General features: G+C 63.5%; 10 protein-coding genes. 2 read left to right on the forward strand and 8 right to left on the reverse strand.

Annotated elements, in window-relative coordinates:
- Positions 1 to 130 precede the first annotated feature (130 nt).
- Entirely contained in the window at positions 131 to 1510 is a 1380-nt protein-coding gene (locus AC1DBX_RS19555; RefSeq protein WP_476932533.1) for a hypothetical protein, read from the forward strand.
- Positions 1511 to 1535: 25 nt separating this feature from the next.
- Here the strand turns inward: AC1DBX_RS19555 and AC1DBX_RS19560 are convergent, their stop codons facing one another.
- The 7 genes from AC1DBX_RS19560 to speB all read right to left on the reverse strand — a co-directional run bounded on the left by AC1DBX_RS19560 (position 1536) and on the right by speB (position 9875).
- The gene (locus AC1DBX_RS19560) at positions 1536 to 2414 is read right to left on the reverse strand and encodes a polysaccharide deacetylase family protein (RefSeq protein WP_476887925.1); all 879 of its coding nucleotides are present in this window, start codon (positions 2412 to 2414) and stop codon (positions 1536 to 1538) included.
- Positions 2415 to 2471: 57 nt separating this feature from the next.
- Complete coding sequence (locus AC1DBX_RS19565) at positions 2472 to 3395, reverse strand: NAD-dependent epimerase/dehydratase family protein (RefSeq protein ID WP_476932534.1); 924 nt, start codon at positions 3393 to 3395, stop codon at positions 2472 to 2474.
- 38 nt (positions 3396 to 3433) lie between these two features.
- Positions 3434 to 4192, reverse strand: coding sequence for an SDR family NAD(P)-dependent oxidoreductase (locus tag AC1DBX_RS19570; RefSeq protein WP_476932535.1), 759 nt, complete (start codon positions 4190 to 4192; stop codon positions 3434 to 3436).
- A gap of 100 nt (positions 4193 to 4292) precedes the next feature.
- Complete coding sequence (locus AC1DBX_RS19575; RefSeq protein WP_223914341.1) at positions 4293 to 5588, reverse strand: D-arabinono-1,4-lactone oxidase; 1296 nt, start codon at positions 5586 to 5588, stop codon at positions 4293 to 4295.
- A gap of 28 nt (positions 5589 to 5616) precedes the next feature.
- Positions 5617 to 7119, reverse strand: coding sequence for an aminobutyraldehyde dehydrogenase (locus AC1DBX_RS19580; protein WP_476872206.1), 1503 nt, complete (start codon positions 7117 to 7119; stop codon positions 5617 to 5619).
- A 99-nt stretch (positions 7120 to 7218) separates the two neighbouring features.
- Complete coding sequence (locus AC1DBX_RS19585; protein ID WP_476851562.1) at positions 7219 to 8691, reverse strand: purine-cytosine permease family protein; 1473 nt, start codon at positions 8689 to 8691, stop codon at positions 7219 to 7221.
- A gap of 179 nt (positions 8692 to 8870) precedes the next feature.
- Complete coding sequence (gene speB / locus AC1DBX_RS19590) at positions 8871 to 9875, reverse strand: agmatinase (RefSeq protein ID WP_223914344.1); 1005 nt, start codon at positions 9873 to 9875, stop codon at positions 8871 to 8873.
- A gap of 195 nt (positions 9876 to 10070) precedes the next feature.
- Between speB and AC1DBX_RS19595 the strand changes: the two genes are divergently transcribed.
- Positions 10071 to 11615: a PucR family transcriptional regulator gene (locus AC1DBX_RS19595; RefSeq protein ID WP_476932536.1), complete on the forward strand. Its 1545-nt coding sequence runs from the start codon at positions 10071 to 10073 to the stop codon at positions 11613 to 11615.
- Here the strand turns inward: AC1DBX_RS19595 and AC1DBX_RS19600 are convergent.
- On the reverse strand, positions 11596 to 11781 hold a 186-nt coding region (locus tag AC1DBX_RS19600; protein ID WP_476931835.1), incomplete at its 5' end, for an L-serine ammonia-lyase, iron-sulfur-dependent, subunit alpha. The two genes, AC1DBX_RS19595 and AC1DBX_RS19600, sit on opposite strands and share 20 nt — an antisense overlap.

Consider the following 11781-nt stretch of genomic DNA (forward strand, 5'->3'; position numbering starts at 1 on the left):
CGTGCGTCCGTCGCCCGCATAGCTGCCAGACATGTTGAGGAACACCTCCCCGTGCTAGATTCACGCTGTCTGCATTTCCGCGGGCTCTAGCGCAGCCTGTTCCGGGCGCGGCAATTTGGGGGAAATTTTTATGCTGCTATTCGACCGCGTCCGGCCTCTATCAATTCCGTTGTTCCTGGGTGTGGTCATGATGCTTTCCCTGACACCGCTTGCCCCCGCATCCGCCGCGCCGGATACGACGACGGCGGTCAGTGCAGCGTCCGCCGCGCCGTTGACGACGGCCCCCGTGCCGACGGTCAAGGGCACAACAAAGGTCGGCTACACCCTGACCGCGGTCCCGGGCATCTGGGGTCCGGCACCCGTCACTCTGACGTATCAGTGGAAGGCGAACGGCGTCGTCATCATTGGCGCGACCGCCGCCACCTACAAACTGGCCGCGGCGCAGGCCGGCAAGGCCCTCACCGTCACCGTCACCGGAACCAAGACCGGCTACACCACCGCCGCGAAGACCTCGACCCCCACCACAGCCATCGCCGCCGGCTCGCTCGGGCCGGCCCCGGTACCGACGATCACCGGCATGACAAAGGCCGGCTACACCCTGACCGCAGTCCCGGGCCCGTGGGGTCCGGCACCCGTCATCCTGAAGTACCAGTGGAAGGCGAACGGCGTCGTCATCATTGGCGCGACCGCCGCCACCTACAAACTGGCCGCGGCGCAGGCCGGCAAGGCCCTCACCGTCACCGTCACCGGAACCAAGACCGGCTACATCACCGCCGCGAGGACCTCGGCCGGCACAGCGGCAGTCACGCCCGCCGGACCCGGCGTCGACGTGTCCTGGCCGCAGTGCGGCAAACCCCTGCCCAAGGGCCAGAGCTTCGCGATCATTGGTGTGAACAACGGCCTGGCGAACAACACCAACTCGTGCCTGGCCACCCAGCTGTCCTGGGCCGCCACGTCCACCGGCGGGACCGGGCAGCCCCTCGTGGCCCTGTACGTAAATACCGGGAACCCCGGGACGGCCGGCTCCTGGTGGCCCACCAGCAACACCTATGCCGGGAAGACCGTGGCCAACCCCTACGGCACGTGCACCAAGGGCTCGGTCGGTTCGGCGTGCTCCTATATGTACGGTTACGCCAAGGCCTACGACGACGCCATCATCCGCGGGGTCAAGAACCCGGCCTCCTACACCTGGTGGTTGGACGTCGAGACCGAAAACTCCTGGTCAACGAACAAGGCCGCCAACAGAGCTGATCTGGAGGGCATGGCCGCCTACTTTGCCAGCATCGGCGCCAAAACCGGGCTCTACTCGACCGGCTACCAATGGGCACAGATCATCGGCACGGTGCCCTCGACAAGCAACCTTTACGCCCAGCGAAGCTGGCTCGCCGGCGGGAGCTCCTTCCAAAACGCCAGCAGCATGTGTTTGGCAGCGCCGCTGACAGGCGGCGGGAAAGTCACCATGGCCCAGTACATCTCGGGCGGCTTCGACTACAACAAGTCCTGCATCTGAGTTCCAGCCTCCGGCCAGCCCGGATTCAGTAGTCCGGATAGAGCTCCTCGGACGCTGTAACTGGATTGAGGGGCTCGGCAATCAATGCGGGGTCACCGAGTGCCGCTTCCGCGAGCGCTTCGCACGTCGAGAAGCGGACATCGCCTCGTTCCAGCGCAGTTTCGATCACGGTCCGCAGCGCCTCCAGCCGTCCTGCCCGCCCAGTGAGGAACGGGTGGCAAGTGAGCATGAAAAGAGCACCATGACGTCGCATTGCGTCGATCTCATGAATCCACATGTCCGCCACGACAAGTGGCGACTGGATGATTTCACCGATCTTGGGTTCCGGAAGGAAGGCATACTGCTCCCAGTCATCCAGACTCCAATGTGGGGGGAGCTCCGCAACTGTGCCTGCGGGGGTTTCGATGAGATAGGGGACGTCCGCGTCCATCAGGCTGGAATCGTATTTCAGCCCGTATTCAGCCACCAACGACGGTGTCTGCCACGAGGGCTCCCACAGTGCGGCGCGATGCCCCTTTGGAGAAATGCCGAAACGCCCGAGTGCAGCTAGCGCCAGATCGAAGTCGGCGCGTTCGTCGTCGAAACTCATGTTCACCGCGGTGCGGTGAGTGTGTGAGTGGTGGGCGATCTCATGACCCGATTCCAGGACCTGTTCCACCATGCGGGGATACCGCTCCGCGGTTACTCCTGGAATGAAGAATGTCGCCGGCTGCTGCACATCCTCCAACATCTGGAGAATCCGGGGAACACCCACCTTGGGTCCGAACGCCTGGTGGGTCATCGCCATCGCATTGTCGGCGTAGCGCCGGCCGGCGGCCAGGACGGGGGACTCGGCGTCGACGTCGAAGGTCAACGCGGCAACGCAGGCCGCCCCCTGCCTCCAGCCGCTTTTATCGAATGTCATGTTCGTCCCTCTTCGAAGAAATGAGTCAGTTAGAAGAAACGAGTCAGAAGAAAGGGGTCAGAAGTCATGGGTGGAGAGCCAGTCGGCGTAGTCGCCGAGGGCCCGCTGCAGCGGCCAGACCGATTCGTAGCCGAGATCCGCGGCTGCGGAAGCGATGCTGAAGTGGCCCTGCAAATCCAGGGTTGGATCCGTCCCGGGCCCGATCTCCACGGTGGCGTCCGGGAATGCGATTCGAACTTCTTTGACGACGTCGCTGAGTGTCCAGTACTCGCTGCCGGAGATGTTGTAGGCCAGGGGCCTGGCCGAGGCCGTTTCTGGTGCCTGGACTGCCGCCAGGATGGCAAGAGCGACGTCGCGGACGTAGACAAGGTTGTAGCGGTGGTCGGCCCCGTGGTCCTGGGAGAATGAACCGTCGCGGACTACGCCGCGCATAATGTCCCGCATGACTTCATCCATGCGGTTTCCGGGTCCGTAAACCTGGCCGATGCGCAGGGAGATGACGTCGATTCCATACCTGTCGCCGTAGACCCGTCCGAGCCATTCCCCGGTAACCTTCGTCACGGCGTAAGGCGTCGTCGGATTTACTGGCTCCGATTCGAGAACCACCGGTGCTGAGGTCTTTCCGTACACGCACTCGGAAGAGAAGTTGATGATCCGTTTGACGCCGTGGAGTCGTGCCGCCTCGAAAACCGCCACCGTTCCCTCGACGTTGGCAGCAAACGTAGCCAGGGGAAAGCTCAGGGAATAGGTCGGGTGGGATATGGCGGCGGTATGGACGATGGTGTCGACGTCGTGCTCCTTGAATACTTCGAGGAGACGGGGGATATCGAACAGTTCGCCCTGGACGGAATCGACGTCGGGGCGTGGCGCCTCGATGAAGTCCCGGTTGTAGCTGACTGTTTGATGGCCGGCGTCGGCGAGTTCGTTGACGATGTGGCGTCCGGTGAATCCGGCACCACCTGTGACCAGAACAGAGCTCATGTGATGTTGCCTTTCACTAGGTGCGTTGGATGTGGGATTCAATGTCCGAGTGGGAACGTCGTGGTCCGACCACCATCGACAACAAGGTTTGTTCCCGTGACATACGAGGATTCAGGACCCAACAGCCACAGCGCCGCGGCTGCAATCTCCTCGGGCAGGGCGAACCGGCCAAGCGGCACGGACACTTCGTCCCGGGCGCGTTCTTCTTCGTTCGCGAACTCGGCCGCAAGCATCGGCGTATCTGTCGTGCCCGGCGACAGTGCGTTGACCCGGACGCCGGCCGGTGCGAGTTCGGCGGCCAGTGACCGCATCATCGACAGCACGCCGCCCTTGGTCGCGGTGTATGCGGTGTAGCCTGCCTGGCCGACGAGTGACAGCTCGCTGGCAGTGCAGACCAGCGATCCACCGCCGTTGGCCGAGAGCGTCCGCGCCGCTGCCCGGGCGAAGTGGAAAGTGCCGGTCAAGTTCACCCGGATCAGTCTCTGCCACAGCTCGTCGGATGTTTCGGCGATGGGCGCAACACTGGAGATTCCTGCGGCGTTGAAGGCCCCGCTCAGGGGCCCGAGTTCTGCTTCCGCCCGGGCGAAGGCGCCATCGACCTGTTGGGACTCAGATACGTCGGCTTCGATGAAGATCACAGCGCCCGAGAGCTGGCTTTTTGCGTCTTCAAGCAGACGGTCCGGGAGACCGACAGCTGCAACCTTTGCCCCTTGCGCCAGAAGGGCCCGGGTGGTCGCGAGACCGATGCCGGAGCTGGCTCCGGTGACAAGGTAGGCCTTGTCCTGAAAATGGCTCATGTCTCCTCTTCCCCGTTGGATGTGGAAAGGCGGGCAGCATGCCCCCGGTCACGATTCGGGGGCATACGCCGGATTTGCCGGTTTAACCTTGATGGCTGATTTAGCCAACGAGCGCACGAGTGTGGTCGTTAAGGAACATGCCGCGGGGGTCGAACTCCCGGCGTATCTGGATGAAGGTGTCAAGCTCCGGGTAGAGACGCTCCAACCGGCTCCTCGTCATGAAATGGATCTTTCCCCAGTGCGCGCGGGGCTCGAATTCCTGCAGCACCGCATCCGCATCCCGGAAGAAGGGCCAGTAGTCGGTCCCGGGTTCGGTGGTCAGGGTGATAACGGTGGTGTCGCGTCCTTGGAACTGGGACATGTAGCCTTCGTCGGCTTTCACCCAGCGGACCTCAACGGGGTACTTCTGGTCGGAATGCTTGGTGCGGATCAGCTCCTGGACAGCCTGGACTGCCGCCAGGCCGTGTTCGCTGGGAACGAAGTACTCCAGTTCATGGAACGGTGTGGTGAATCCGCCCGGGTAGATGCGGTACGACCGGTCCAGCCGGGCACCTTCCGTGCGGGAAATTTCACGCTCGTCCTGGACCTGGGCGACGTTGTACCGCTTGGTGTAGCTGCGGTTTGCCATGCTCTGGCCCGGCGAACCGGGCAGGTCCAGGAGCTCACAGGAATCGTTGTCCGGGCACCAGAGGAACGAGTAGTGCCGGTTCCCGTCGATGTCGGCCTGCCAGGTTGCCGCGGTCTCCGCCCACGTGGGATAGGTAATCTCCTCCTGCAGGTAATAGCGGTCCTCGACCGCCAGTTCGACCTCCAGGAAGATTCCGAGCGTCCCCAAGGCGACCTGGGCGGCCCTGAGTTCGCGGAGTTGCCCTTCGCCGATTTCGACGATTTCGCCGTAACCGTTGATCAGCCGGACCCAGCGCAGTGCCGATGAGAAGCTGCCCAGGTTCTTTCCGGAGCCGTGGGTGCTGGTCGCGAGTGCCCCGGCGATCTGCTGCTTGTCGATGTCGCCCTGGTTGCCCAGTGCCAGCCCCTGCTCCCACAGCGGATCGCCAAAGGCGTTGATGGTGGTGCCGGCCAGGGCCCTCGCACGGCGCCCCATGAGGTCGGTTCCGGTGATGGCCGAGAGTGCGGACATGTCCATCAGGACTCCGCCCGTCTGGACAAGCGGTGAGGACGAATGCCCTGAGCCGACTGCACGTACGGGGAGGCCTTCGCGGATGGCGAACCGGACGGCGTCGAGCGCCTCCTGTTCGTTCCGCGGCCGGACCGTGAACGCCGGCGTGGCGCTCTGGTTGCCGCCCCAGTTGGTCCAGGTTACGTCTGTCCCGAACGGAGCGGACGGGGTTGCGGCGCGCGCCGACGACGCGGAGTGGGGATGATTCGTGGTGGTCATTGCTGGGCTCCGATGCTGGTCTAAACGCTCATGCGCCGTGGTTGATCATGACGTGCTTGGTCCGGGAGTAATCGTCCAAGGCATACAGCGAGAGGTCGCGGCCGTAGCCGGATCCCTTGAATCCGCCCCACGGAACCTCGCAGGCCAACACCAGGTGTGAATTGACCCAGACGGTGCCGAAATCGAGCTGCTTCGGAATGCGGAGCGAGAGGCTCGAATCCCGGGTCCATACCGAGGCGGAAAGCCCGTAGGGACTCTCGTTGGCCCGGGTGATGGCCTCTTCAGTGGAGCTGAAGGACTCGACGGTGACCACTGGGCCAAAGATTTCGTGGGTAGCAATATGCGCCCCGGCCGGGACGTTGCTGATTACAGTGGGTTCAATGAAGTAGCCGGGGCCTTCCAACGCCGAGCCGCCGATGGCCACCTGAAGGCCCGCAGCTTTTGCCTCGGCAAGCGCTTCCTTCACGCGTTCGAAGTGCGGGCGCGAAATCATGGGACCGATTTCCACATCTTCCCCTGCGCCCGGAGCGCCGACGACGAGCGTGCTGACTTCGCGTACCAGGTGTTCGGTGAACTCCTCGGCCACGGACTCGTGCACGAGCACACGGCAGGCGGCGCCGCAGTCCTGGCCGGCATTCCAGAAGCCGGCGTTTCGCACGCCGGCGGCGGCCGCGCGGAGGTCGGCGTCGGGGAAGACAACAACCGGGGCCTTGCCGCCGAGTTCCAGATGGACGCGCTTGACGGACCTGGCCGCGGTCTCCGCCACTGCCTGTCCGCTGACGACGCTTCCCGTCAACGCAACGAGGGCGACATCAGGGTGTTCGGAGAGTCGCTGCCCAACGGTTCGGCCCTTTCCCGTCACGACGTTGAGGATGCCGTCGGGGATGCGTCCGGCGACAAGTTCTGCCAGCTTCAGCGTCGAGAGCGGCGTCTGTTCCGAGGGTTTGAGGACGATGCTGTTTCCGGCGGCGAGGATGGGCGCGATCTTCCAGGCAGCCATCAGCAGCGGGTAGTTCCAAGGGGTGATGACGCCGACGACGCCGACGGGTTCCCTGAGGATGACCGAGGTGTGTCCGGTGGCGTAGTCGCCGCCTGCCATGGAGGTCAGTGTGCGGGAAGCCCCGGCCATGAACCGGAAGGTGTCGATGGTGCTGGAGACATCGTCCTCCGCGACGGTTCGCGGTTTGCCGGTGTTGGCGGACTCGATGATTTCGAAGGCTTCACGGTTGGCTTCAATGATGTTGGCGATCAGGGAGAGCACCTCGGAGCGTTCCTTCGGTGTCGTGGTGCCCCAGGACTTCTGGGCCGCCACGGCTGCTTCAACCGCAACGTCCACATCCGCGGCCGTGCCGGCAGGAACCGATGCGATGACCTGTTCCGTGGTGGGGTCGACGACGTCGATCAGCCGGGTCGCGGAACCGGAAACAAACGTTCCGCCGATGAAGTGCCCCGCCGGAGGCAGGAAGCTGGCGCAGCTTTGCTCCTCGGAGGAACGTCGGACTGTGAACTGCTCGGTGTCAGTGAGTGTCATGATATTTCGCCTTTGTTTTCTGCGCCGATCGCGGCGCCGGGAGTTTGGTGTGGGGGCGGGCGGTCTGTGCCCGGGGTGCGCGGTGTGCCGGAGCGGGCGTTACGCCCGCGGCGCCTCAATCAGGTCACCTGCGAATGCGGGCGACTGAAAGGGGGCGGCTTCCGGCGTTTTCCGGAACATGCGTGCCGCGAAGTAGTACAGGGGTGCAACAACCACCAGGCCGACAATCCAGGAGAGGTCCACGCCGTTCATCGCTGCGGCAGCGGGGCCCGTGAACATCGCTGTCGCCGAGAACGGAACCTGGATCAGTGCGCCGGCAACATAGGCTCCGATCGCCACCCAGTTGAACCTTCCGTACACTCCGCCGTCGCGCTTGAAGAAGTCTTCAACCCGGTAGTCGCCGTGCCGCAGGAGGTAGTAATCGACCAGGTTGATGGCCGTCCAGGGAACCAGGACGTACATCAGGAAGGAGAGGAAGTTCGTGTAGAAGAAGATGAAATTGTCACGGGCGAACAGCGCGATCATCAGGGCGAGGGTGAAGAGGAGGATTGACGCAATGGTCCGGGTCTTGGCGTGGGGCAACCAGGCCGGCCTGAACGTCTGCCCAATGGTGAGGGTGCACAGGACCCCGCAGTAGAGGTTCATGGCGTTCGACGCCGCAACGCCAAGGCAGAAGATTCCGATGATCACCATGGTCCATGGCCCGAGCAGGGCTCCCAGGCTCCCTACTATTTCGACGCTGCTGCCATCGCTGATCAGCGCCAGTGCGAGCGTTCCCACCAGGGCACCCAGGACCATCGGGAAGAGTGTTCCCAAGACGCAGCCTGAATAGGACGCCCAGAACGCCGGGGCCGAGCCGGTGCCCTGAGGCATGTAGCGGGAGTAGTCCGAGACGTAGGGAGCGTAGGCGAGCTGCCAGAGGGCGGAGACGGAGATAGTGGCCATGAAGCCGACCCAGTTGAAGTTTCCCTGGTCCAGGAAGCTGGCCGGCAATCCGTGGACGGCCAGGATCCAGACGAAGGCCAGCACCAGCGCCAGACCGGCCACGATGCTCAAGATGCGTGCATAGGCGTGGATGAGCCGGTAGCCGAAGATGGTGGCCACGACGCTCACGACGCCAATGACAATGATGCCTGCATCGACGCTGATGCCCGGGGTGACTGCGGCCAGCGCTTGGCCGCCAAAGACGAGGTTCGCCGCAAAGAACCCGATGTACATGACCACCACGATGACCACGATCAGCAGTGCCCCGTACGAACCGAACTGGCCGCGGGTCTGAATCATCTGCGCCACGCCCAGCTGCGGGCCCTGGGCCGAATGCAGTGCCATGAAGATGCCACCGACAACGTTCCCAATGATGATTCCGACGATTGCCGGCACAAAGCTGAGCCCGAACACCGTCGTCGCGAGTCCCCCGGTCACGATGGTCATGATCATGATGTTGGAACCGAACCAGATGGTGAAGAGGTCCCGGGCCTTGCCATGGCGTTCGTGGGCCGGGATGGGTTGAATGGTCTTGTCCTCGAGCCGGGGTACTTCGGCTGTGACGGCGTGAGTGGGTCGAGCGTTCATGATGCGTTCCGGGAGTTCATGGGAACCTCTTTGTTCTGTCCCGGCGCTTCGTCGAGCACGGGATCTGATGTATCAATCATTCGTGACTTTTGTCACAGTGGTAATCCGGCGATTGAATAGTTGCCGTAGACCTGTTCATACATATGTATAAATCAGGCGCGAGAGCCCAGCAGTTGTGGTCAGACGGTGGCCGCTTGCAGCTCCTCAGTGACGTTGGCGGTGGCCTTGCTGCGGTTCACCATCAGGGCGAGGAGGTCGAAGACCAGCGTCGCCGCGGCGACTGTGGTGATGTCTGCATGGTCGTAGGCCGGAGCGACCTCGACGACGTCGGCGCCCACGATGTTGATGCCGTTCAATCCGCGGAGCAGCGCCAGCAGTTCGCGGGAGTGGAGCCCGCCCATTTCCGGAGTGCCGGTGCCCGGGGCGTAGGCCGGGTCCAGGACGTCGATGTCGATGGAGACATAGACCGGGGTGTCGCCCAGCCGGTCCTTGACGCGCTGGATCGCGGCCGGAACCCCGATGACGTCCAGGTCCGAGCAGCGGATGATCTGAAAGCCGAACTCGTGGTCGCGAAGGAAATCGTTGCGGTCATAAACCGGGCCGCGGATGCCGACGTGCATCGACTTGTCCTCGACCAGAAGGCCTTCCTCGAAGGCCCGGCGGAAGATGGTTCCGTGCGTGACCGGCTGGTCGAAATAGGTGTCCCAGGTATCCAGGTGTGCGTCGAAGTGGAGCAGGGCCACGGGGCCGTGGACCTTGTTCAAGGCCCGCAGCATCGGGAGCGCGATGGTGTGGTCGCCGCCGATGGAGATGAGCCTCTTGCCGGAGCCGGCGTCGCCAAGGAGCGGGAGGGCCTGTTCCTCGATCTCGCGGACTGCGCGGGCGATGTCGTAGGGGGTACAGGCGATGTCGCCGGCGTCCACAACCTGGGCTTCGTATACCGGCTCAACGTCGAGCTCAGGGTGGTAGCCGGGGCGCAGGAGCCGCGACGCTTCACGAACAGCGGCCGGACCGAAGCGGGCGCCGGGGCGGTAGGAGGTACCGCCGTCGAACGGGACACCGACGATCGCAATGTCGTAATCCGGGACCCGGTCAATCTGAGGAAGCCGGGCAAAGGTGCCCAGGCCCGCATAGCGGGGAACTTTTGTTGCGTCGACGGGGCCGATTGGCTTGTGCGTGGTCATGACTGGGGTCCTCCGGTTGCTGTGGTTTCAGTCGGCCTGGCAATTTCTTCCTGCGCCGGTCGAGGTCTATCCCTTAACTATTAGTGATCGGCGTCACGCGGTACATCCGCCGATTGACTACAAAGAGCCGAGAGGCTTATACATATGTATAAGCGGCTTGGGGACGGCCTCCGGACTCATGAACAGGAACCGCGCATGGCGATCACCGTGGCCGAACTGCTTGCCGAACCCCAGCTGGGACTGAGCCTTCTGGCGGGTTCCGCCGGTCTGGGCAACCGGGTCACCTGGGCCCACACCTCCGACCTGCCGCGCCTGTGGGAATGGGTCACCGGCGGGGAGCTCATGATGACTAACGGGCTCTCCATTCCGGCCGATCCCGAGGGGCAGGTTGAGCTTGCCGAGGCACTGGTCAACGCAGGTGCCAGTGCACTGGCGATCGGCGAGCAGATGCATGCCCCTGAACTCTGTCCCGAGTTCCTCGAAGCCTGTGACCGCTTGCCGTTGCCGGTCATCAGCATCCCCTATCCGCTACCGTTCATCGCCATCGCACGTTCGGTCGCTGAGTCTTCGTTGCTCGAAGAGTCCCGCAGGCTGCGCCAGACGGCCCGTATTTATGACCTGCTGCGGCTGGCGGGGCCATCTGAGGACAACTGGCTGGGACTGATCCTGGGTATCGAAGCCGAACTCGATGCCAGCCTCTTCGTCATTGATCGACGGTGCCTGCACGCCTGGCATCCCGGAGGCCAGCCGCTGCCACCGGGCCTCAAGCAGCAACTTGAACCGCTGACCAGCAAGTCACCGGTGGCCAGCAAGAAGTTCCAGTGGCATCGGTTGGGGGAAGGCCACCTTCTGATGATGGATATCCCGACTCACGCCAACGCGCTTCTGGTGGTGCTGCCGAAATCCGAACCGCTCCCGGACGCGGTAGTGCTGCTCCATGCGGCCACAGTCCTGGGACTCGAGCTGTCGCGGACGGTGCTGTCTCTCGAGAACCAGCGCCGGCTGGGTGCGGAGTTCCTTTTGCAGACCTTTGACGGGCGCCTGGGCATAGCCGACATTGAAAGCCGACTGCCTGAGTTCGGGATTTCGTCACGGGAATTCCTCATCATCTCTATGTCCAGCGACGACGGTGAGCGCCTGGCAGGGATCCACGTTGATCTCTGGCGACACGGCTACCCGACGGCGTGCCAGCGCAGATTCGACACAATCCATTTGGCTGTCGCAGCAGACTGCACCGATGATCTGCTGCGACACACGGTCCCCCTGGACGTCAGGATCGGGATCAGCCGGCCGTCCGCGGCCGCTGGTGTGCAGAGAGCTCTTCAGGAATCGATGTGGGCACTTGGGACGGCGTCAAGCACCGGCGAGCGGTTGGTCCGCTATGCCGAGGGACCCTCGTGGCTCGGGCTCACCAGCTTTGAGGAAGGCCACGCCCTGGTCCAGCGGCTCCTCGGACCCATTTTTGAGTACGAACAGCGGGAAAACGGGGACCTCATCGTCACGCTCAAGACGTTCCTCGACACGCAACGGTCCTGGCAGAAAACGGCAGCCGCCCTGTTCGCGCATCGGCAGACCATCATCTATCGCATCCGAAAGATCAGCGAGCTGACGGGCCTCGATATGACCGAAACCTCCACTCTGGCGCAACTGTGGTTTGCCCTGCAGATCCATGAAGCCATGGACCTCCACGACAATCCGCGGCGCCTGCCGTCGGCCGAGGTCAGCACTCCACGACGTTGACGGCGAGGCCGCCCATCGCGGTTTCCTTGTATTTGGAGCTCATGTCCTTGCCGGTTTCGCGCATGGTCACGATAACTTCGTCCAGGGAGACCCGGTGCGTGCCGTCGCCCCAGAGCGCCATTTTGGCGGCGTTGATGGCCTTGGCGGCGGCGATCGCGTTGCGTTC

The organism is Arthrobacter sp. 10N44_2 (genome assembly GCF_056394385.1).